We start from the raw sequence: 22,147 nt of genomic DNA on the forward strand, positions 1-22,147 counted from the left end.
GGCGGGCAGGCGCTGGCACGACGTCGGTGAAACGGCGACTAGCCCAGGGCCTGGCCGTTGCCACCGCGAATGACCCCAACCCCGACGCCCTCGATATCCAGGCTGTCGCGGCGCAGGTCCAGGGTGATGGGCGCGAAGTCTGGGTTCTCGGCCTCCAGGGTGACCTGATGGCCGTCACGCTGGAAGCGCTTGACCGTCACCTCATCTTCCAGGCGTGCTACCACGATCTGGCCGTTGCGGATGCGCTCGGTGCGATGCACCGCCAGCAGGTCACCCTCCAGGATGCCGACGTCCTTCATCGACAGCCCGCGCACGCGCAGCAGATAGTCTGCGCGGGGGGTGAAGTAGTCCGGCGGCAGCGGGCAGTAGCGGTCGATGTGCTCGGCGGCGAGGATCGGGCTGCCGGCGGCGACCTCGCCGATGATCGGCAGGCCCTGCGAGGGGCTGGCTTCCTGGGGCGACTCGTTGGCGGCGCCGGAGTCGGCCTCCTGGGCCGGCAGGCGGATGCCGCGAGAGGTGCCGCGAATCACGCGAATCGCGCCCTTGCGCTCGAGCGCCCGCAGGTGTTCTTCGGCAGCATTGGGGGAGCGAAAGCCCAGGGCGCGTGAAATTTCCGCGCGGGTGGGCGGGTACCCCAGCTCGTTCATGGTCTTGACGATAAAGTCATAGACATTTTGCTGGCGAGGGGTCAGGGGACGTGTCATGCGGCCTCCCACGGGCGGCGATGGAACAGGGTGGCTTGGCGGCGGCTTGCTGCCGGCGCTTGCCAGTGCTGAGGGCGTCAATGCTCGCCCTTGGTGAAGTGTACAGTATGGATGTACATCCAGTAAAACCGCGAAAGGCCAGGAATAGTGTGCCAGGGCACTGGTGTAGTGGGCCGCCGCCTGATGCATTCGTTTGAAACAGGGTGGAGCCAGGGTTGATTGTGCGAGAAGGGCGGCTCCCTTACACTCAAGCCAGTATTCAAACAATTGTTTCCAACTGCCCTTGACAAGACTGGACGGAGCCCGCGAATGGCCCAGACCGATACCGTGACGCGCATCCTGGACACCGCCGAGGTGCTTTTCGCCGAACGCGGCTTCGCGGAAACGTCGCTGCGCAACATTACCGGCAAGGCCAAGGTCAACCTGGCCGCCGTCAACTACCACTTCGGCTCCAAGAAGGCGCTGATCCAGGCGGTGTTCTCCCGCTACCTGGATCCCTTCTCCGATCGCTTTCATGCCGCCATCGATGAGCTCGAGCGCGGCTATGGTGATCGCGTGATTCCGCTGGAGGTGCTGCTCGAGACCATGGCCCGTACCGTGCTCGAGGTACCGGCCGAGCGGCACAGCCTCAAGGTGTTCATGCGCCTGCTGGGGCTGGCCTACAGTCAGGCCCAGGGGCATCTGCGTCGCTATATCCAGGACCAGTACGGCACCGTGTTCACCCGTTTCGTGGCGCTGGTGCGCAAGGCCACGCCGGAGCTGCCGGACTCCGAGCGCTTCTGGCGTCTGCACTTTGCGCTGGGCACCGTGATCTTTACCCTGTCTGGGCTCGATGCCCTGCGCGACATCGCCGAGAAGGACTACGACGAGCACGTCTCGGTACGCGACCTGGTGCGCCGCATGATGCCGGTGGTGGTGTCAGCGCTGAAGGCGCCACTGCCGGAGCCGGCGCCGACGATGCCACCGCCGACCCGCGAGCCAACTGCATAAGCTGAGAAGGGAGTCAGGGTGATGCATACCCCGCAATTGGCAGCGCTTCCCCCCACCGAGGGTGTGTGGGTGGAGGTCGACACCGCCCGCCAGCAGCTGACGCTGTGGCGGGGCGAAGCCCCTGCCTGGCAATGCCTGGTGTCCACCGGTGCTGCCGGTACGGGCCAGCAAGAGGGCAGCGGCCAGACCCCACTGGGCTGGCACCAGATCCGTGCGGCCATCGGTGAGGGGCAGCCCGTGGGCTGCGTCTTTCGTGGCCGTCGGCCCACCGGTGAGGTCTACAGCGAGGCCCTAGGCCAGGCCCAGCCAGAGCGGGACTGGATCCTGACCCGGATTCTCTGGCTCAGCGGACTGGAGCCGGGCTTCAATCGAGGCGGCGACGTCGATTCCCAGCGCCGTTATATCTATTTTCACGGCACCCCGCCTGACAAGCCCATGGGGGTGGCCGACTCCCATGGCTGTATTCGCCTGCGTGACGACGACTTGCTCAAGCTGTTCGATGAAGCGACGCCTGGCACGCCGGTGTGGCTGCATGACTGATCACGTCTACTGATCAAGCCAATACAGACGTCAGTAAAGGCGTCACTGAGCGAAGTCCTCGTCGGCTCAGGTTTCGTCAAGTCAGGGCTCCTTAGTCAGCATTCGTCATGCCTGGATTCATCAGTCCGGGGCTTGGTCAGATGACGTTGCCCAACTGGAAGATAGGTAGATACATCGCCAGCACCAGGCCACCCACCACCACGCCCAGCACCACGATGATCAGCGGCTCCAGGAGGCTTGTCAGGGTGTCGACGCGATCGTCCACCTCGCGCTCGAAGTGATCCGCCACCCGCGTCAGCATGCTGTCCAGCGCGCCGGCTTCCTCGCCGATGGCCACCATCTGCAGCGCCAGTGGCGGGAAGCGCCTCGTCGCCCGCATCGCCAGGTGGAGTCGCTGGCCACTGGCGACCTCGGTCTGCACTGCCGCCACCGCCTGGCAGTAGACGTCATTGCCGCAGGCCCCGGCGGCGGTCTTCAGCGCTTCCACCAAGGGCACGCCTGCGGCGAAGGCGGTGGCCAGGGTGCGACAGAAGCGTGCGACCGAGGCCTGTTCCAGGATCGTCCCTACCACCGGTAGCCTGAGCGCCAGGCCGTGAGCGGCGAAGCGCGCCCTGGCCGAGCGCTTGATCCACCATCTCGCCACGCCGGCCATCACGCCTGCACTTCCCAGCAGCACCAGCCACCACTGCTGGGCGAACTCAGAAAGCTCGATGGTCAGCCGAGTCAGCGGGGGGAGGCTTGCCCCGACGCCCTCGAACATCTGCTCGAACTGGGGTACCACCTTGATCAGCAGGATGGCGCTGACCGCGATGCCCACCGCCACCACCGTGGAGGGATACCACAGCGCCTTGCGAACCCGCGCCTTCAATCGCTCGCGCTTTTCCAGGTGGCCGGCCAGACGCTCGAGCATGCGGTCCAGCGTACCCGACTGCTCACCGGCGGCGACCAGATTGACGTACAGCGCATCGAAGGTGAGCGGGTGGCGGGACAGTGCCTGGGCCATGCTGGCCCCGGCGCTGACGTCCATGCCCAGTGCCTGAACGACTAGCCGCATGGCTGGCTTTGAAAGGCTTTCGCCCAGCACGTGAAAGGCCTGCAACAACGGCACGCCGGCGGTCAGCAGGGTCGCCAGCTGGCGCGAGAACAGGGTGAGATCCCGGGGTGATATCAGGCGCTCGAAGCGCGCAAGCGTGCCGCCCTGGCGCAGCTTGCGCGGGATCACACCAAGCTGATGCAACTGGCGTTGGGCCTCGGGACGGCCGGTTGCCAGCAGCACCCCGCTGCGCCGCTGGCCCTGGCGATCCTCGCCTTTCCAGTGCCAGCACCTCTGGCGCGGATGCGGGGGGGGCGGAACGGCGTGCACTGCGCAGGTGGTCGCGTGACCCGCTTGACCCGGCTGAAAGGTGGCTGTGGCCAGCGTGGGAACCCGATCCACCTGAGGCAGAAGAGGTTGGCTCCCCCTGTGTTGCATCAGGGGTGTAGCCACCCACCTGCCCGGGGGGCCCAGGAGGAGAGGCCGGCGAGGACGACGACAGGGACGAAGAGGCAGGCGGAGCCGTCGAAGGCGAACGATGACGAAAGGGCACGTGTCGGTGGACTCAAATGGTGGAGGGAAGGGCGGCGGTCTCATGCGGCGGTGATGCGGCAGACCTCGGCCAGGCTGGTCACGCCTTCGAGCACCCGATCAAGGCCGCTGCGACGAAGGTTCGGATAGCCCTGGGCGCGGGCCAGGGCGTCGAAGTCATCGGCGCTGCCCCCTTCCAGAATCAGCCGGCGCATGCGTTGGTCCACGGGCACCACCTCGAACAGCCCGACCCGCCCCTTGTAGCCCTGGGTGCAGTGACGACAGCCCACGGCCTCGTACAGCTGGGCGGTATCGGCCTCAGCCTGGGTCAGGCCCCGTTGCATGAGTACCTCGTTGGGCAGGGTGACTGGGGAGCGACACTGGCTGCACAGGCGCCTGGCCAGGCGTTGGGCAACGATCAAGCTGACCGCACTGGCGATATTGAAGGCTTCGATGCCCATGTTCGAAAGCCGCGACAGGGTGTCGGCGGCAGAATTGGTATGCAGCGTGGACAGCACCAGGTGGCCGGTCTGGGCGGCCTTGATCGCGATCTCAGCGGTTTCCCGGTCGCGTACCTCGCCAACCATCACCACGTCCGGGTCCTGGCGCAGAAAGGCACGCAGTGCATTGGCGAAGTCGAGGCCAATGCGTGGCGCCACATTGACCTGGTTGATCCCGGACAGCTTGATCTCCACCGGATCCTCGGCGGTACAGATATTGCGCTCGACGGCGTTGAGCTGGTGGATGCCGGTGTACAGCGTCACCGTCTTGCCGCTGCCGGTGGGACCGGTGACCAGAATCATTCCCTGGGGGCTTGCCAGGGCGGTCTCGAACAGCCGTCGCTGGTCCGGTGAAAAGCCGAGCTGCTCGATACCCAGGCGTGCCGACCTGGAGCCCAGCAGCCTGAGCACGATCTTCTCGCCGTAGACGGTAGGCAGCGAGTTGACCCTGAAGTCGATGTCCTCGCCATCGTCGAGCTGGACCTTGATGGTGCCGTCCTGGGGCAGGCGGCGTTCCGAGATGTCCATCCGCGCCATCACCTTGAGGCGCGAGGCGATGCGCCCGCGAAGGTTAAGCGGCGGCTGGGCCACCTCGTGGAGCAGGCCATCGATGCGAAAGCGCACTCGAAAGGACTCCTCGAAGGGCTCGAAGTGGATGTCCGAGGCACGCTTTCTGACCGCGTCACGCAGGATGGTGTTGACGAACTTCACCACCGGCGCGTCATCGGCCTGGTCGTTCAGGCTGGAACTGAGCCCGGAACCCAGCCCGGCATGGAGCTCCTCGTCCAGATCGGCGTCCTGTTCTGTGTCGAAAGCCACGCCCTGGCCAGAAGCCAGATCCGATTGCCGTGACGGATCCATCTTCCCCGACCGCTCGTCGGCGCCCGCACGGTTCACGCCTGAGGCACCAAGCGCGCCCAGAGCGACGGCGATGGCGCCGTCATCGGGGCGATCGGCCCCTAGGTAGGCGTCGAGCAGCATTCGGATCTGATCCAGCGGCGCCAGCGCCGGCTTCAAGCTCTTCCCGGTGACGAACTGAAGCTCACCCAGGCGAGCAAGAGTAGAAGGGTAGGGTACCGCCACGTGCAATTGATGATCATCGAGGCTAAGCGGCAGCACCGAATGCTCGCGCAACAGGGCCTCGGGGAAGTGAGAGAGCGCCGGCAGTTCGCTCGGCTCCAGCTCCTGTAGATCGACAAATGGCAGATCGTATTCTTCTGCCGCTGCTCGGGTCGCCGGCCCTACTCTGACCAGTTCATGCTCCACCAGGTAGCGCAACAGCGTGCTGTGGCTGTCCTGAGCCTCCCGCTCGGCCCGCAGCGCCGCCGGAGGACTCAGTAACCCCTGTGATACCAGCCGTTGGGCCAATCCACTGTTTGGCCCCTGCGGCAAGCCGTTTCCGAACCCCTGGTCAAATGGCACAGCACCCTCCCTGAAAGTGGGCCCCACGATGGGCCCGATAGCTCCCGTCGGCGACATCCTGAATCTAGCCGTCAGTCTACCCCGCGATAGAACGCCCATAGAGGCCGCACAGGCGGTTTTGTTATCCGAACCCGAATCGGCGTCAAGGTTTGGTCGTATAGCCCTCAGAGGCGCCCGCAGCGCCAAGTAAGATGCTCCGAACCCGGTAGGGCGGCGTTATGGGGGTTGATGGTTCTGGCTCAGCGCCATTTTCACCATGCCGAACGCCGTTCAGTTAGAACGCCACCGGGTAAGCGCAAAAAAGCCGACAGGGAGCATCAGACATGGAAGATAGTAAAAGCAGCGCCAGTAGCAGTCATTCAGAGCAGAGCGGAACCGTGATGCCGGCAGGGCAGGGCGGCTTTACCCTGATAGAGCTGTTGGTGGTGGTGGCGATCATCGGGCTGCTGTCAGCCATCGCCATACCGCAGTACACCAATTTTCAGAAGCGTGCCGCGGTAAATGCCTGCAAGGAAGAGCTGGCGGCGGCCAGGACGGCGTTGGCGGTTGATGGGACCTTTGATGAAGCCTCGCCCGACATGGCCAATGCGTACGCGTGGTCTGCATGTCTGGATTCAAGTATTGCCTATACCGCTCCCACCACGACGGAAGAAGGTTCGCTCCTGGGCTGGCCATCCCCGAGTCAATTCGCGGTAGCAAAGAATGCCGCCACCCTCGTCCTGCCCAAGGTGATTGATATCGATAGTCCTTGAGACCAGGCGGGGAAGCTCCAATCGCGTGTTCTCAAGCGCCCGGCAGTGGGCGTCGGGGCTTGCCACCTGGATTCAGACAGCAAGGAGCAGGTTCCATTGGAATATCCGTTCATTATCCACCACGGTGGCGCCGATGGCGTCACCGGTAGCTGCCACCGGCTACAGATTTCACCTGACCACGCCATCCTGATCGACTGTGGGCTGTTTCAGGGAGAGGACCTCAAGGGCCAGTCCAGCTTCGAGCGACACCAGATCGAATTTCCGATCGACGACGTCATCGCCCTGGTGGTGACCCACGTTCATATCGACCATATCGGTCGCCTGCCCTACCTGATGGCAGCAGGGTTCAAGGGCCCCATCATCTGTACCCCGCCGAGTGCGCGGTTGCTGCCGCTGGTGATCGAGGATGCCCTTAAAATCGGCTTTACCCGTGACCGCAGGCTAATCGAGCGCTTTCTTGATACCGTTGAGATGCATCTTGATCCAAGTCCCTATGGCGCTTGGAAAAGCTTGCTGAACGATGAACGTTACAAGGTCAAGGTGCGTCTACAGAACGCGGGGCATATACTCGGTTCAGCATACGTCGAAATTGATGTTGAGGACGAGCGCGCGACTCTGGATAATCGCTACGTCTTCTCGGGGGACCTTGGGCCGCCCGACACTCCGCTGTTGCCGGATCCCACACCTCTGGAGCGGGCAGACGTGCTGGTGCTTGAGAGTACCTACGGCGATAGAAGGCATGAAGGTCGCAGGACGCGGCGCGCACAGCTCAAGGAAATGATTTATCGTGCACAGCGCGAGGGCGGTAGCGTGGTCATTCCAGCCTTCAGCATCGGCCGTACCCAAGAGCTGCTCTACGAAATCGAGACCCTTCTACACGAGCGACAGGAAGAAGAGAAAGGCGAGTGCCCCCTGATCATTGTCGATTCACCGCTGGCTGCCCGCTTCACCGAAGTCTACCGAGACCTAAAGCCCTGGTGGGACAGCGAAGCCAAGGAGCGACTCGATCAGGGCCGCCACCCCCTCAGCTTCGACGGCCTCGTCACCGTGGATAGCCACGATGACCATCTCGCCATGGTCGAGCATCTCGCCACCACCAACACCTGGGCCATCGTCATCGCCGCTAGCGGCATGGCCACCGGGGGCAGGGTGGTCAACTACTTGAAGCGACTCCTTCCCGACCCTCGCCACATCGTGTTGTTTGTTGGATATCAAGCAGAGGGCACGCCTGGCAGGCAGATTCAGCGCGCGAAACGTGGAAGCGAAGTCGTTGTCGACGGACAGAGCGTAGTGCTGAATGCCTACGTTAAGAGAATTTCGGGGTTTTCAGCGCACGCTGATGAGAAAAACTTGATCGAATTTGTTTCACAGTCTGGTCAGAAAGTCGATAACGTGCGACTAGTTCACGGGAGTTATAAAAGCCAGCGTATGTTAGCCGATGCTCTTAAAACGCTTGTTGCGAATGTCGAGCTTAGCTAGAAATTCTGAATCCCCCTGGCCGCAAATTCTGAGTGCACCACCTGAGCGAATCCGTAAGGTGTTGTACCCATGTCATATTCTGAACTCTGCATCGAAGAACGTGCAACGATCGAGGTCAACCTCGCACAAGGCTTGAGCATCAGGCAGGTAGCGGCTCTACCAAAGCGGTCTACATCGACGATCAGTCGACAGATACGCCGCAATGGATCGGCTGATGGCCGATATCGTGCGCCACACCCGCAACAGCGCCGCCAGGATCTCCGAGCCGTCTGTCGGCCAGGGCGCAAGTTGATTCCTGGAAGCCCTCGGTTCGCCTTGATTCAGCACATGCTGCGCCAGCGCTTGTCCACCGAGCAGATTAGCGGCAAGGTCAAGCATATGAGTATCCCTGATCTCCGAGACGCCTACGTCTGCCGTGAAACGATCTACAGCGCTATCTATGTGTTGCCCGTCTGTGAGCTACGAAAAGAGCTGATCCACTGCTTGCGGCAAGGAAAAACGACTCGCTAGCTGCGGCGAGGGCAAGTCGATCGGCGCAACCAGATCCCTGATAAGGTCAGCATTCACCTCTGTCCTCACGAGGTGCAGAAACGCGAATTCCCCGGGCACTGGGAAGGCGACCTGATCAAAGGCAAGGGCAATGCATCGGCTGTCGGTACCCTCGTCGAATTGCAAAGCGGTTACCTGATTCTGGCGAAGATAAACGATGCAACCGCCACCGCTGCCGTGAAAGGCTTTAGCGCAGCGCTGCGCTGAACCGAATGCCATTGGCTGCACGGAAGAGCATGACGGATGACCAGGGACGCGAGATGACGCAGCATGCGCAGATTACTCCTAGGTTCATAGAATACCGGTGTTGCCATCTATTTCTGTGACCCGCATCGCCCGTGGCAGAGAGGTGCCAACGAATATATCAATGGGCTCATCCGGCAATATCTGTCCGAGGGAACGGACCTTTCTGTCTATAGCCAGCAAGAACTGGATGAAATCGCGCTTGAGCTGAACATGCGCCCGCGAAAGCCCTTCGATTTTAAGTACCCCATTGAAATGATAAGCGAACCGGTAGCGCAGTACCATGAGGCTCCTGCATCAACGCATTGACGGTGTTGCACTAAGAAGCTGCATCCGCCCAGTACCGGTAGGCTGGGAATGAAGCGCTCAGGAGCCTCAAAAGCCCGAATGATTGCTCTGCCCAATGCCCAAGATTGGCGAGTTCGTCGAAGCTAATATACTTCATCTAGGTGGTTATTTAATAAGTAATGCTAGCAAATGCCAATTTTGGAAAACGACATTTCGGGATGGAAGAAGATAGTTGTGATAAAATATTTTAAGCAGTTGCTGAGAAAAAAAATTATACGCAATGTGATTGTGGTAGTGACTGGAGCGGCGGGTGCTCAAGCCATAACGGTAGCCTTTACACCTTTAATAACACGGTTATATGGCCCTGAAGCTTTCGGAATATTAGGTACGTTCGTTTCTATTTTATCTTTAGTGACGCCTGTTGCAGCTTTTACTTACCCTATTGCTATTGTGCTACCTAAGTCCGATCAGGACGCCATGGCCCTAGCAAGAATTAGTGCTGCCTTAGCTTTTATGGCAGCAGCTTTTCTATCACTATTGGTTCTGGTGTGTGGTAAGGAAATAGTTCATTTTCTAAATTTGCAAAGTATTAATGATTTTGTGTATTTAATCCCGTTAGCTATGTTGTTCTCAGCATTCTATCAGATTTTTCAGCAATGGGTAATACGTCAGAGAGAATTTAAGATATCAGCTAAAGCCGCATTGATTCAAGCATTATCACTAAATTCAGCGAAAGCTAGTATCGGATGGTTTCTCCCATTTGGAGGGGCTCTTATTGTTATATCGACTATGGGGTATGCGCTTCATGCGCTATTACTTTATCTTGGTGCAAAAAAAAGAAAATTCACAAGTAATTTTTTAAAAGAAAAAATGACAGCAAGTGACATAAAGGATATAGCACTTAAATACAAAGATTTTCCTTTGTTTCGTGCGCCCCAGGCATTTGTTAATGCCTTGTCGCACAGCTTGCCCGTGTTAATGCTAGCAAGCTTTCTGGGGCCGAGCGCCGCAGGATTTTATACGCTTAGCAAAAGTGTAATGACTATGCCCATTACATTGTTGAGTAAATCTGTAGGGGACGTGTTTTATCCGAGAATAACAAAAGCTGATCAAGAAGGAGAAAATGTATATGCCTTAATGGTGAAGGCAACTATAATGCTTGCTGCTTTGGGATTGGCTCCTTTTATGACAGTCTTCCTATTTGGCCCAACTCTATTTTCTTTCGTTTTTGGAAATGAGTGGTCTACCGCTGGGAACTATGCGAGTTGGATATCTTTGTGGCTTTTTGGTGGTTTTGTTAATAGACCCTGTGTCGTGGCTATTCCTGTACTCGGGTTGCTAAGTCATTTCTTGATATATGAGGTTGTTAGTCTTCTCGTTCGAGCCATTTCGCTTTTTATTGGGTTGGTTTTATATGGTGATGGCGTTGCAGCGGTGGCTATTTTTTCATTGTCTGGCTTAGCTTTGAATTTTTTTCTAATTGTTTTTGTCATGGCAAAAAGTAGGCGGGGAAGATGATAGGAATTCATGCGAGGGCTGGAAGTTTTAGCGATAAATGGATCGAGTATTTTTCAGCGAAAGGTATTCCGTATAAGTTAGTAGACTGTTGCGACAGCAATATTATGGAGCAGCTTGAAGAGTGCAATGGTCTTATGTGGCATTGGGCACATCATGACCATCGCGCAGTGCTGTTTGCTCGTCAGTTAACTTACGCTTTGGAAACGTCTGGTAAGTATGTATTTCCTGATTCTAAAACTGTTTGGCACTTTGATGATAAAGTAGGACAAAAGTATCTGTTTGAATCAATTGGTGCGCCGGTTGTACCTACTCACATATTTTATAACAAGACGATCGCGATTAAATGGGCGATGACCGCTAGTTACCCGAAAGTCTTTAAGCTAAGGGGAGGCGCTGGCGCCGAAAATGTGTTTATAATAAAAAATTATAGTGATGCGAAAAAACACATAGATAAGATTTTTGGTCGAGGTTACAAGGTTAAAAATCGGTTGAACTTTCTCAAAGAACGCCTTTGGCACTTTAAGCGAGATCGCACCCTGACAAGTTTTTTAAACATTAGCAAAGGTTTAGCTAGACTTGTTTTACCTAAGGAAGCCGAAAAGAAGTTTCCCACAGAAAAAAATTACGCGTACTTTCAAGATTTTATCCCAGGTAATGATTCGGATATACGAATCATCGTCATTGGCGACCGTGCGTTTGGCATTAAACGAATGGTTCGAAAAGGTGACTTCAGAGCATCAGGTAGTGGCAACATTATTTATGATAAGAATGAAATACCAATAGAGTGTATACGAATTGCCTTTGAAGTGAATGCGCGCCTTGGGGCTCAATGCTTAGCGTATGACTTTGTATACAAAGACAAGAAGCCTTTAATCGTGGAAGTGAGTTATAGCTATTCTCGAGAGGCCTACATCCCTTGTCCCGGCTATTGGACAAGAGAATTAGAGTGGGTGCCTACTAGTTTTTTTCCTGAGTACTTCATGGCCGAAGATTTCTCAAAATTAATCTGACAGAAAGTGAATGAGTTTAATGCGACACAAATATTTTGACCATCTCGGTGCGCGCTCTTATTTTGTTGATAAACGAGACGCTGCGGTGAGTTATAGTCATATTGCTAACGCGTTGATCGATGGTGGGGTTATTGACCCGGCAGCAGTTCTAGGTGTTTTGATGAAGAACTATATTTTGTCAGATCGAACGTTAGTGCAAGGTGTGAAGCGAACGCCATGGTTATCGCGAAAAAATGAGGAAGGTAAATGGCAATATGCGGAGTTACCGAAGCATGGCAGTGTACGATGTCCCCCAGATATAATCGCAACTAAACTCAAGGAAAGGCTACGAGATGAAGCGCTATCTTTTTTACAAGGGAAGAAAAAGATAGGTATCTTACTATCTGGCGGTATGGATAGTCGTGTAGTTGCTGCAGTGGTTAAAAATTTACAGGACGATGGTCTTTATACTGGTGAGGTCGTAGCACTCACGTGGGGAATAGATGAATCACGCGATGTAGTTTATTCTCAACGTATTGCAGAAAGTTTTAACTGGGAATTTCGTCATTTTCCCGTGAATGCAAGTGTGTTGAAAAAGAATATCCACATCGCAGCTGATAGAGGCGCTGAGTATTCGCCAGTCCATTTGCATGCTATGAGTTCAGTATCTCAAACGGATGGGATTGATGGTATACTTGCTGGTAGTTACGGGGATAGCATTGGACGTGGTGAATACTCTGGCAGAAAGGTTCGCTCGCTTCCAAGTATTCTTAGTAAAAATGTCAATCATTTTTCGTTTATGCTTTGTTCAGCTGAACATAGTGCACAAAAAACTATATTAGAAGATTTGGCAAATGATCGTGCTCGCTATCCAGGTAGATCTGAAGCGTCTTATCGTGAAATAGAAATGCAATTGCACTATATGCGGAGACAGTTAAATTCGTGTATGGAAGTAATAGACGACCGTATTCCTGTTTACCAGATGTTTAGTGATCCGAATGTTTTTGGATTTATGTGGTCACTTCACCCCTCTTGTCGGACGGATAGAAATTATGAATGTCTTTTGCAAATTCTCTCGAATAAATTGCTTGATTTGCCTTGGGCGAGGACCGGAGTTAGATATAATGAAAATGGTTCAAATCCTGAAGATGATCTTAAAAAATTGAACAATTGTTATGGAAAATGGCTAAGGACTGATTTGCGTGACTTTGTCATAGATGAGATTAGTAGTGGCGCTTTAAAAACTTTAGGTATTTTTAATGAGAGGTCGTTAGACATGTGGGTACGGCACTGGCCTAGCTCAACCAAGTCAAAAGCGGACCGACTCGACGAGAAAATGGCTTGGTTAGCCTCTCTCTCTCTCTTTGTGAAAAAATATAATATCCAAGGAATTTCACCGCCAGCAAGGCGTTGTAGTACTGACTGGTTTGCAGAAAAGAAGGCATTTATCCATACTCAACTCTACCATGCAACACTTGGAGTGCTGAAGAGATGAGTAATAAAATCACGTTCGTGATTAGCGGGTTGCGTGGTGGCGGTGCTGAGAAAGTGTGTGTAACACTTGCTAATGGCCTAGCTAATCAAGGTTATGATATTGATCTTGTTGTTCTTAGTTTAAATGGAGCTGTGCGAGCCAATGAACTTTCAAGCAAAGTGAGGCTTGTTAATTTAAATATCGGGCACGCTAGGTATTCATTTTTTTCTTTGTGGCGTTATATTTCGACAGGAAAACCTGCGACTGTTCTTTCGTTTAATAGACAGCTATCAGTGGTGCTAGTGCTTATTCGAAAGCTTCTTTTCAAAGAGTTTCGTTTGGTTTCGAGGAATATAATTTATTTATCTATTGCAGAACAAAATAAAAATGGCATGTGGCATGGTGTCGTATCTAAGTACTTAACAAAGCGCTTCTACTCATTATCAGATATAATAGTAGCTCAATCCCACGCCATGAAAGAGGATTTATTGGATTATTTATGCCTTCCCGATGAAAAAGTTAAAGTTATACATAATCCTATTAGCAGTGAGATAGAATCAATAGGGGATAGTCCCTTGGATGAACAGGCTTGTAAAAGTGACTATCTCTTATGTGTTGGTCGCCTGGAACACCAAAAGGCCTTTCATTATGCTATTGAATGTTTCTCTAATGTCGCGGAAAAATACCCAAATTTGAGATTGAAGTTAGTTGGAAGGGGAAGCTTAGAAAGCGAACTTAGAAATCAAGCCAGTGCTTTGGGCGTCGTTGATCGTGTTGATTTTGATGGGTACCAGTCAAATATTTTTTCCTACTATCTCGGAGCGAAAGCTACTTTATTGACTTCTCTCTATGAAGGCTTTCCAAATATATTGGTAGAATCCATTGCGCTAGGAACACCGGTTGTGGCGTTCGATTGCCCAAGCGGTCCGTCGGAAATTGTGATTAACGGAGTAAATGGTTTTTTAGTAAAGCAATTCGATTTAGCTGATTTTTGCAATAAGATTGAAATAGTGATAGATGAGCCGATGCCGAAATGTCAAATTAAAGCCACTGCTGAGGCATTTGAAAGAAACACTATCCTCGATGAATACGCGCGTGTACTGATGAATTTTGATTATGCTTATAACGATTAGCAGTGTTTTAACTGTATTGTCGCTCGTAATTTTTCTTTATTGTTTATTGGACAATAAGTTTAGACTTGATTTTTATACTGCATTTGTAGGTTTTTTTGTTTTCATCTACTTTGTAGTTTCTTTTTTCATTATTGCTAACAAATCGGTATTTTACGAAAGTGATGCGAATTGGCGTCATATATTAATGACGGCTAGTGGCAATCAGCAAGCTTGGGCACTAATTTTAGCCTTTCTGTTTCTTATAGGTTTTATGTTTTCGTATAAATCTTCAAAATATCTTTTTTTGGAAAGAGGAGAGGCTTTTTACAGGTTTCAGCGTTTTTTAAATGATAACAGTACTTTTATAGGAATAATCCTTCTGTTTTTTGGTGGTATGTCTTTTTTACTGTATTCAACAACTGTGGGTGGAATTAGGTCGGCTTTATTCGACGCACAAGCGATTAGAAGTGGCGTAATACAAGGAGAGGGGGCTTTAACATTTTTTAAACATTTTATGCGACTTTCATATGTAGGCAGTTTTTTTATATTTTCATCTTTGTTGTTTGGAAAAAGAAATATATTAAATTATTCTTTATTTTTGGTTGCTCTGTTAATCTGTACAATTGTAGGCTGGGCTTATGCAGGAAGAGCAAATTTCTTAACATTTTTGCTTGTATTTTTCGTTTATAGGTTAGTTGCTAGTCCCATTAGAAGAAAGGATTTGTTGTTTTTAGTGCTTTCCATATCAGTAGCCTTTTTTATACTTGCTTATATGAGGCCTTTTATTGTCTATTTGTCCGGTAGAGAAAACGAAATAACCTTTAGTGCTTTTGATTTTTTTCAAAGAGTAATGGTTTCTTTTTCAGTCGTCTATACTTCGTTTGTGGCTGTTATAACCAACTTACCAATAGACGATATTTTCATGGGGAAAGGTGCATTATTGGCCATCCCTAATATAATACCAAAAAATCTAACAGGACTAGAGCACTTTTACACAATTAACAACGCACATACAGAGCTTTTCGGTTTTATAGTTGATGAAAGAAGGTATACGATTACAGCGGGTGTTTTGAGTTACTTTTTTTTCGAATTTTATTACATTGGTCTTTTGTTAGGAGCCGGAATATGTGGAGCTGTTGTCAGATTGTTCCAATCATACCTTTATAATACAGCTAGCTTCTCTGCTTTGCGATTAGTGTTAGTTTATGTGATAATCAAAACTCCAGCATACATTGTCAACTCAGATCCTGCGTCAATATTCGTTTCTGAATTCCCAATATTGATTTCTTTGTTGTTTTTATTCATTATCAGTCAAATCTCAAGGAGACGATGTGTTTAATATTCTTTATGTTGTAAGTACGCTTGGGAAAAGCGGGCCAACATCCCAGCTATATAACATTATATCTAACCTCGACAAAAGTACCTTTACTCCTCAAATATTGACACTTTCACCGGAACCAGAAGATAGTCGGTGGGGCGACTTTTCTGAGTTGGGGGTAACCCTGAGTAGCCTTAAAATGTCTCGGCTCCAAGGACTCATCTTAGCGAAGTATAATATTAAAAAATGTATTGAAAAAATAAAACCTGATATTGTACACACCCAAGGGATTAGAGCAGATAGTGTTGTTTCATCGCTGTCATTGGATATCCCGTGGGTAGCCACTTCACGTAACTTTCCCTCCGACGATTATCCAAGCAAGTATGGCTCATGGAAAGGCAAGTTGATGGCATACAAGCACTTTTCAGCCATGAAAGAATGTAGTAATTTGGTCGCATGCTCAAAAACTTTACATAGAATGTTGGATAGTCAAGGGATAAGAAGTGTTGCCATACAAAATGGTGTTAGGTGCGAATGGACAGACGGGCCTACAGCATCATTGCTAGATAATTTGCCTCGACCTATTTTTATCTCTGTTGGTAGTTTAATCCCAAGAAAAAATATGAAGCTATTGATTGAGGCTTTCAAAAAGCTACCTAAAGAGAATCGAGGTAGTTTGGTTATTTTGGGAGATGGTCCATTGAAGTCTGAGTTGGTAGCGATCGCCTGCGACAATATCATTCTTCCAGGAAATGTGGATGATGTTAGTAGTTATTTAGCTGGCGCAGACTGTTTTTTGTCTTCCTCTCTCTCTGAGGGATTACCAAATACAGTCCTCGAGGCTTTGGCTGTTGGCCTTCCTGTGATTCTATCTGACATTGATTCCCATCTAGAAATTGTTTGTGAATCCTCTATTGCTTGCAAAGTTTTTTCTCTAGAAGCAGGTGTAGATAGTTTATGCTCCATGATGAAGATATTTATACAAAACCATGAACCATATTCTCAGATGGCTTCAGATGTTAGTGTTAATGCAATGCATGTAGCTAGAAACGTTTTTTCATCTGAGGCGATGTCTTCTAAGTACCAAAATTTGTACCTAAAAATAATGGAGGGATAATGAGCAAATACTCTGGATATGAAAGATATCTTGCCCGCTGGCTCAGTCGTTTTCCTTTAGTCAAAAGTTTGGTTAAGTATATATATTCACGTCTGGTTTTTATTTTTTCGAGAAAAAAGTATACCAATCAATCTATTTCTTATCCAGCACCCTGTAGTATAAATTCGCAGAGTAGTTTTTTCGGTTACTATGATAAGTCTCCAGCTAACGAGAATGGCTTGATCTTGGTGCAGGTTACTGACCAAGATACTAGAAAATTACCATCATCAACACACCCAATAAAACTCCTTGTTTTAGATAGCGGAAAAAATCTTCTTTTTGAAAAGGAAGTTAAATCTTATAACTGGCAGCAGGGGTGCCGCCCTCAATGGTTAAATAGTGAATGTTTTATATTCAATGACTTTGATATAGATAAGAAAAGTTATGTTTCAAGAGTTTTTTCAATATTAACAAAAAAACAGCTAAAGGTATTCGATTTTCCTGTTCAAGTCTCATTTAAAGCGGAATATTTCATATCGTTGAACTATCGCCGTCTAATGGCAATACGTCCGGATTACGGATATAGAAACTTGCCCCCTCTGGATAATGAGTCGATTAATAACTTGAACTCTGATGGTTTATGGAAAGTTGATTATAACTCAGGAGAAGAAAAGTTATTAATTTCGCTGTCGCAAGCCTACAGTTTCAATTATCGGTCAGAATTCTCCGATGCAGTACATAAATTCAATCATGTGATGATATCTGAAAATGGTAGAAATATTATTTTTATCCATCGTTATTTACTTGGCGGCGTACGTTTTGACCGTTTGCTATTAGCCGATTCTACTACCGGAGTGTTGACTTTACTTAGCGATTTTGGAATGGTAAGTCATTGCTTCTGGGCCAACAATGACACCGTGATCGGGTATATGCGTGGCCCTGATGGTGTCGATGGTTATTGGTTGATCGATATTAGTACGCAACAATTTTCTCCGCTCCCTAATTATGCTTTACAAGGTTTTGGAGACGGCCATCCTCATGTTTTTGGCGACTGGCTTGTTACAGATACTTACCCGGATAAGGCTCGTATGCAGCATTTGCTATTGTGTAACTGGAGAAGTGGGGAAGTTAAAGAGTTGGGTGAGTTTTATCATGGGTTTGAATTTGGAGGGGAATGCCGTTGTGACCTTCACCCCAGGTTTTCGCCTGATGGGAAAAAGGTGTTTTTCGACTCGGTATTTAATGGAAAACGCCAGCTATACGTAATGGATGTTGACTCCTAATGTTTAGTGTGCTGATGTCTGTTTACCACAAGGAGCGTCCTAGTTTCTTGGATCAAGCACTACATAGTATTTATGATGACCAGAGTTTGAAACCCGATCAGGTGGTATTAGTCAAGGATGGTTGGTTGACGCCCGATCTTGAACATGTTGTGGAAAAGTGGAAGGTTAGGTTAGGAAGCGTTTTGAAAGTTGTAGAACTAACTGAAAATCTCGGGTTAGGTTCTGCTCTCAATGCGGGAATCAAACACTGCCGTAATGAACTCGTGGCTCGGATGGATTCGGACGATATTGCTTTACCAAATAGGTTTGAGATCCAAGTTGACTTTATGAAATGTCACCCGGAAATTTCCGCATCTAGTGCTGCTTTGGAAGAGTGGTGTGAGGACCTTCGCATTAAAACTGGAGAACGAAATCTTCCCACAGCTCCTGATGAGCTAAAGCATTTCTCTAAGCTGAGGAGTCCTTTGAGTCATCCGGTATCTATCTTTAGAAAATCGCATGTTTTGAGTGTCGGTGGTTACCCTCCTTTACGAAAGGCACAGGACTACGCTTTGTGGAGCCTAATGATAGTAAGAGGTTATAGTTTAGCAAATGTACCTGACGTCCTGCTTAAGATGAGGACTGGGGATGAGTTGCTAAAACGTAGAAATTGGGCATATTTTAAATATGAAGCTGATCTGCTCTCTTTCCAGAAAGAGATCGGCTTTTTAAATAATAAGCTTTATCTTAGGAACTTTTTGGTAAAGGGATTGCTTAGACTGTCGCCTAGCTTTATAAAGCGTCTTGCATATCGCTATGCACGACGAGGGTCATTGCCTACAAGTCATGGTTAACTAGTATTTGTATGATAATTAAATTTCGCCAATCTCACTCATGGTTGAGCAACAGAAATAAGTGATGCCGGGAAGTTATGAGGTTTCCAACCACATCTGGTCTCTGATGATGGGCACGAACTCACCGCCTCAAATGATGGACTGAAGTGTCCCCGCCCACTGAACAGGCTACGGAGCAGCCATTCGGAGGAGTGATGTTGCCCAAGAATAGTGGCCACCCCGTTAAGTCAGTGGAGTTCCCCAGGTCCTCTAGGAACTTCCTCCTATGGTTTTAGCATAAGAGGAAGTGCCATGAGCAATCAGCGATATACCCCTGAAGCTAAGGACGAAGAGGTTCGGCAGATGCTGGATAGTGGCTACCCCGTCGCCTATGTGGCCGAACGGCTCTGAGTGTCGGCTCACAGTCTGTACAAGTGGGTGAAATGCAGTGAAGCCAGACAATGCCGAGCAGCAAGCCAATTAACTGCTCGAGGCTAAGAGCGAGATTCTCATGTTGCGTCCCCGGCTGCGCCGCACTGATGAGGAGCGCGACATCGTAAAAATGAAGTGACCCCCTCCAGAGCTGCGCAGGCTATAGTGCCGCCGTCAGGAGGATAAATTAGACAACGAACCTTACCGTCAAACGCTAGACTGCGAAGCTGTCGACGCCGGAGCTATAAGTCCGTAGATCATCAAAATAGATTGTCCCCCCGACCCGCATGGCCTTCTCTTGTTGGTGACGAAGCCTCCAAGAGAACTGGCCATGCTAAGCCGAGAGGACTTTCTCATGATAAGGCAACTTCATCAGCGAGGCGCCCACCTCGTGGACATTGCACACCAGATTGGCTGTTGTGAACGCACCGTGCGGCGCCACCTGGCCCGCGATGAGGCTCCCAGTGGGCGACCGGTGAGACCGCGAGCCAGCAAGCTGGATCCCTACAAGCCGATCATCGACCAGCTGTTGGCTGACAACGTCTGGAACGCCGAGGTGATCTTCCAGCTGATCTGCGAGCAGGGCTATACCGGCGGTGTCACTATCGTTCGGATGTACATCCAACCCAAGCGAGCGCTGCGACCGAGCAAGCAGACGGTACGCTTCGAGACCTCTCCCGGCTTCCAGCTCCAGCACGACTGGGGCGAAATCGAGACGGTGATCGCCGGCCAGCGTTGCAAGGTCAGTTTCGCAGTCAACGCGCTGGGTTATTCGCGGCGTTTCCATGCCTGGGCGGCCACCAGCCAGGATGCCGAACACACCTACGAGGCTTTGTTGCAGGCCTTCCGCCACTTTGGCGGCGCACCACGGACGGTACTCGTCGATAACCAGAAAGCGGCAGTTCTGAAGCACGACCGAGACCACCGCGTGATTTTTAATGCCGGGTTCCTGCAACTGGCCAACCACTATGGGTTTGCGCCCAAGGCATGCCGGCCGCAGCGCCCGCGCACCAAGGGCAAGACCGAGCGTATGGTGGGCTACGTGAAGCAGCACTTCTTCCAGCGTTACCGGCAGTTCGAGAGCCTTTCCCATCTGAACCAGTTGCTCCAGCGATGGCTGGAGCGAGTGGCCGATCAACGGCCACTACGGCAGTTCCGACAAACCCCAGCGGAACGCTTTGCTGCCGAGGTGGCGGCTCTCCAGGCGCTGCCGGCAACAGACTTCGATACCCGTTACCACGACCTGCGCCAGGTCGGCTGGGACGGCTACATTGAGGTCCGTGGCAACCGCTACAGCGTCCCGGAGACCTACTGTGGCCAAGCCGTGGTCATCCGACTGAGCCTCGACGATGAATTGACCGTCTACTCGCCGGCGGGTGATGCCATCGCCCAACACCGCCTGCAAGCGCCACAGGCCGGATGGCGCACGGTGCCGGAGCATCATGCGGCTTTATGGCAGCAGACCCTGTCGGTGCAGCAGCGTGACCTGCGGGTCTACGAGGAGGTGCTGTGATGATGCTCGATCAGCTACTCCATCGTCTGAAGATGGATCACCTCCAGGCCTCGCTTGATAGCCTCTGCGAGCACGCCAGCAAGCAGGACCTGAATTATCGCGAGTTCCTTGAGCAAGCAGTCGCCCAGGAGTGGGGCGGGCGCCACCAGAAGGGTCTGGAGTCTCGGCTGAAGCAGGCTCGGCTCCCGTGGATCAAGACCCTGGAGCAGTTTGACTTCAGCTTTCAGCCCAGCATTGACCACAAGATCGTGCGCGACCTGGCCGGCCTGGGCTTTGTCGAACGTAGCGAAAACGTGGTGCTGCTCGGGCCGCCCGGCGTGAAGTGACCCCCTCCATAGCTGCACAGGGTATAGTGCAGTCATCAGGAGGACAGGATGAGCGACGACAACTCCATCAAACGATGGACCGCGAAGCGCAAGGCCGCCGTGGTCATGGACATCTTCAAGGGCAAGACCACGACGGCTGAAGTGGCTCGCCAGTACGATCTCACTGTCTCTGAGATCGAGGGCTGGGTCGATGAGGCCCAGCGCAGCATGGAAAACTGGTTCAAGGCCCGCCCCAAGGACATCCGTGAGCAGTATGAGTCCGAGCTCCGGGAGACCAAGGAGGCATTGGGTGAGGCCCATCTGCAGATCTATGCGCTAAAAAAATTCAAGCGCCTGCTCGACGAGGACGAGAACTCGTAAGGTCGCTGCAGGCGCAACTGGCCGAGGAAGGCCATGTGGTATCGCTCGTCAAGCTCTGCCGTTGGCTGGGATTCCCCCGGCGCAGCCTGTATTACCGGCCCAAATCGCGGAAGCGTGCCATCAATGCCGACTTGGCGGTGCGGGTGAAACTGGCCCTGGAGAGGTTCCCCACCTATGGCTATCGCCGCCTGGCGTGCGTCTTAGGAGAGAACCGCAAGCCGATCCAGCGCATCCTGCAAATGAAAGGCTGGCAGGTACGCAAGCGGCCACAAGGCTTCCGACCGCGTGTCAGGAGCTTGCCGTCAGTCACGTCACGGCCTGATGAACGCTGGGCGACGGATCTCACGCACGTGTGGTGTGGAAAGGATCGGCGAGCCAGCCTGGCGGTGATCATCGACTGCTGCACAAGAGAGATCCTCGGCTGGCGACTATCGGACAATGGCAGCAGCAAGACCGCTGAGGCCGCTCTGGAGGAGGCGCTGATCTATCGACTGGGAGCGCTGGGGCGCGTTCAGCAACCGCTGGCACTACGCTCCGACAACGGCCTGGTCTTCAGCAGCCGGCACTACACGGGCACGGTGAAGGCCTATGGTCTCACCCAGGAGTTCACGACGCCGTATACACCGGAACAGAACGGACTCGTGGAGCGCTTCTTCCGATCCTTGAAGGAGGAGTGCATCTGGCAGCATCGCTTCGAGTCGCTGGGCCAAGCCAGAATCGTGATCGAGCGCTGGATCCGGTACTACAACGAAGAGCGACCACATCAGCCTCTGGGCTATGTGGCACCCCGAGCACACCTCGCATTAACTGGATGAGGTGTGCAGAAACCAGGGGGGCATTACAGCATGCCCGAGATTAGCCGCGTAAAACCTCAAGGGCATTA

At 51.9% G+C, this 22,147-nt stretch carries 18 protein-coding genes and 3 pseudogenes; 18 read left to right on the forward strand and 3 right to left on the reverse strand.

What is annotated here, in order from left to right; genetic code table 11:
* Window positions 1–38 precede the first annotated feature (38 nt).
* Entirely contained in the window at window positions 39–704 is a 666-nt protein-coding gene (gene lexA, locus NFG58_RS08570) for a transcriptional repressor LexA (RefSeq protein WP_108132779.1), read from the reverse strand.
* Window positions 705–1,013: 309 nt separating this feature from the next.
* Between lexA and NFG58_RS08575 the strand changes: the two genes are divergently transcribed.
* Both NFG58_RS08575 and NFG58_RS08580 read left to right on the forward strand, forming a co-directional pair.
* A complete protein-coding gene (locus tag NFG58_RS08575) occupies window positions 1,014–1,694 on the forward strand; it encodes a TetR/AcrR family transcriptional regulator (protein WP_222517034.1) in 681 nt (226 codons plus the stop codon).
* A gap of 21 nt (window positions 1,695–1,715) precedes the next feature.
* Complete coding sequence (locus NFG58_RS08580) at window positions 1,716–2,234, forward strand: L,D-transpeptidase (RefSeq protein ID WP_348827966.1); 519 nt, start codon at window positions 1,716–1,718, stop codon at window positions 2,232–2,234.
* Window positions 2,235–2,370: 136 nt separating this feature from the next.
* Here NFG58_RS08580 and NFG58_RS08585 read toward each other — a convergent pair whose 3' ends face one another.
* Both NFG58_RS08585 and pilB read right to left on the reverse strand, forming a co-directional pair.
* Complete coding sequence (locus tag NFG58_RS08585) at window positions 2,371–3,510, reverse strand: type II secretion system F family protein (protein ID WP_348827967.1); 1,140 nt, start codon at window positions 3,508–3,510, stop codon at window positions 2,371–2,373.
* A 350-nt stretch (window positions 3,511–3,860) separates the two neighbouring features.
* Complete coding sequence (gene pilB / locus NFG58_RS08590) at window positions 3,861–5,666, reverse strand: type IV-A pilus assembly ATPase PilB (protein WP_348827968.1); 1,806 nt, start codon at window positions 5,664–5,666, stop codon at window positions 3,861–3,863.
* Window positions 5,667–6,043: 377 nt separating this feature from the next.
* Here pilB and NFG58_RS08595 point away from each other — a divergent pair, with 377 nt between their 5' ends.
* The 16 genes and pseudogenes from NFG58_RS08595 (at window position 6,044) to NFG58_RS08670 (ending at window position 22,079) form a co-directional block, all read left to right on the forward strand.
* Window positions 6,044–6,472, forward strand: a complete 429-nt coding sequence (locus tag NFG58_RS08595) for a prepilin-type N-terminal cleavage/methylation domain-containing protein (protein WP_348827969.1) — start codon at window positions 6,044–6,046, stop codon at window positions 6,470–6,472.
* A 96-nt stretch (window positions 6,473–6,568) separates the two neighbouring features.
* Window positions 6,569–7,951, forward strand: coding sequence for an MBL fold metallo-hydrolase (locus NFG58_RS08600; protein ID WP_348827970.1), 1,383 nt, complete (start codon window positions 6,569–6,571; stop codon window positions 7,949–7,951).
* Between the two features lie 69 nt (window positions 7,952–8,020).
* Window positions 8,021–9,052, forward strand: a pseudogene (locus NFG58_RS08605) (IS30 family transposase).
* A gap of 168 nt (window positions 9,053–9,220) precedes the next feature.
* Window positions 9,221–10,549 (forward strand): oligosaccharide flippase family protein, encoded by a 1,329-nt coding sequence (locus NFG58_RS08610; RefSeq protein ID WP_348827972.1) that lies wholly within the window; start codon window positions 9,221–9,223, stop codon window positions 10,547–10,549.
* Window positions 10,546–11,559 carry a hypothetical protein gene (locus NFG58_RS08615; RefSeq protein WP_348827973.1) on the forward strand — a complete coding sequence of 338 codons (1,014 nt, stop codon included), beginning with the start codon at window positions 10,546–10,548 and terminating at the stop codon, window positions 11,557–11,559. The genes NFG58_RS08610 and NFG58_RS08615 overlap by 4 nt, the downstream gene beginning before the upstream one ends.
* 10 nt (window positions 11,560–11,569) lie before the next feature.
* A complete protein-coding gene (locus NFG58_RS08620; RefSeq protein WP_348827974.1) occupies window positions 11,570–13,033 on the forward strand; it encodes an asparagine synthase-related protein in 1,464 nt (487 codons plus the stop codon).
* Entirely contained in the window at window positions 13,030–14,145 is a 1,116-nt protein-coding gene (locus NFG58_RS08625) for a glycosyltransferase (protein WP_348827975.1), read from the forward strand. The genes NFG58_RS08620 and NFG58_RS08625 overlap by 4 nt, the downstream gene beginning before the upstream one ends.
* On the forward strand, window positions 14,129–15,463 hold the full coding sequence (locus tag NFG58_RS08630; RefSeq protein WP_348827976.1) for an O-antigen polymerase: 1,335 nt from the start codon (window positions 14,129–14,131) through the stop codon (window positions 15,461–15,463). Before NFG58_RS08625 ends, NFG58_RS08630 begins: the two co-directional genes overlap by 17 nt.
* Window positions 15,456–16,559 carry a glycosyltransferase gene (locus NFG58_RS08635; RefSeq protein WP_348827978.1) on the forward strand — a complete coding sequence of 368 codons (1,104 nt, stop codon included), beginning with the start codon at window positions 15,456–15,458 and terminating at the stop codon, window positions 16,557–16,559. Before NFG58_RS08630 ends, NFG58_RS08635 begins: the two co-directional genes overlap by 8 nt.
* Window positions 16,559–17,821, forward strand: a complete 1,263-nt coding sequence (locus NFG58_RS08640; RefSeq protein WP_348827979.1) for a hypothetical protein — start codon at window positions 16,559–16,561, stop codon at window positions 17,819–17,821. Before NFG58_RS08635 ends, NFG58_RS08640 begins: the two co-directional genes overlap by 1 nt.
* A gap of 14 nt (window positions 17,822–17,835) precedes the next feature.
* Complete coding sequence (locus NFG58_RS08645) at window positions 17,836–18,654, forward strand: glycosyltransferase (protein ID WP_348828123.1); 819 nt, start codon at window positions 17,836–17,838, stop codon at window positions 18,652–18,654.
* Window positions 18,655–18,945: 291 nt separating this feature from the next.
* Window positions 18,946–19,195 (forward strand): annotated as a pseudogene (locus NFG58_RS08650) (transposase); the annotation flags it as partial.
* Window positions 19,196–19,396: 201 nt separating this feature from the next.
* Window positions 19,397–20,578, forward strand: coding sequence for an IS21 family transposase (gene istA, locus NFG58_RS08655; RefSeq protein ID WP_348827980.1), 1,182 nt, complete (start codon window positions 19,397–19,399; stop codon window positions 20,576–20,578).
* Window positions 20,575–20,898: pseudogene (locus NFG58_RS08660) on the forward strand (ATP-binding protein); the annotation flags it as partial. The gene istA and the pseudogene NFG58_RS08660, both read left to right, overlap by 4 nt.
* A 54-nt stretch (window positions 20,899–20,952) precedes the next feature.
* A complete protein-coding gene (locus NFG58_RS08665; RefSeq protein WP_348827981.1) occupies window positions 20,953–21,264 on the forward strand; it encodes a DUF1153 domain-containing protein in 312 nt (103 codons plus the stop codon).
* Between the two features lie 5 nt (window positions 21,265–21,269).
* A complete protein-coding gene (locus NFG58_RS08670) occupies window positions 21,270–22,079 on the forward strand; it encodes an IS3 family transposase (RefSeq protein WP_348828124.1) in 810 nt (269 codons plus the stop codon).
* Window positions 22,080–22,147: the final 68 nt, after the last annotated feature.

The organism is Halomonas sp. RT37 (assembly GCF_040070525.1).
Classification (GTDB): Bacteria; Pseudomonadota; Gammaproteobacteria; order Pseudomonadales; family Halomonadaceae; genus Halomonas; species Halomonas litopenaei.

Coding starts and splice junctions, on each gene's coding strand:
- NFG58_RS08665 (WP_348827981.1), top strand. CDS start 20,953: ATGAGCGACGACAACTCCATCAAACGATGGACCGCGAAGCGCAAGGCC.
- NFG58_RS08610 (WP_348827972.1), top strand. CDS start 9,221: ATGCCAATTTTGGAAAACGACATTTCGGGATGGAAGAAGATAGTTGTG.
- NFG58_RS08625 (WP_348827975.1), top strand. CDS start 13,030: ATGAGTAATAAAATCACGTTCGTGATTAGCGGGTTGCGTGGTGGCGGT.
- NFG58_RS08575 (WP_222517034.1), top strand. CDS start 1,014: ATGGCCCAGACCGATACCGTGACGCGCATCCTGGACACCGCCGAGGTG.
- NFG58_RS08595 (WP_348827969.1), top strand. CDS start 6,044: ATGGAAGATAGTAAAAGCAGCGCCAGTAGCAGTCATTCAGAGCAGAGC.
- NFG58_RS08645 (WP_348828123.1), top strand. CDS start 17,836: ATGTCTGTTTACCACAAGGAGCGTCCTAGTTTCTTGGATCAAGCACTA.
- istA (WP_348827980.1), top strand. CDS start 19,397: ATGCTAAGCCGAGAGGACTTTCTCATGATAAGGCAACTTCATCAGCGA.
- lexA (WP_108132779.1), bottom strand. CDS start 704: ATGACACGTCCCCTGACCCCTCGCCAGCAAAATGTCTATGACTTTATC.
- NFG58_RS08620 (WP_348827974.1), top strand. CDS start 11,570: ATGAGTTTAATGCGACACAAATATTTTGACCATCTCGGTGCGCGCTCT.
- NFG58_RS08580 (WP_348827966.1), top strand. CDS start 1,716: ATGCATACCCCGCAATTGGCAGCGCTTCCCCCCACCGAGGGTGTGTGG.
- NFG58_RS08640 (WP_348827979.1), top strand. CDS start 16,559: ATGAGCAAATACTCTGGATATGAAAGATATCTTGCCCGCTGGCTCAGT.
- NFG58_RS08630 (WP_348827976.1), top strand. CDS start 14,129: ATGCTTATAACGATTAGCAGTGTTTTAACTGTATTGTCGCTCGTAATT.
- NFG58_RS08615 (WP_348827973.1), top strand. CDS start 10,546: ATGATAGGAATTCATGCGAGGGCTGGAAGTTTTAGCGATAAATGGATC.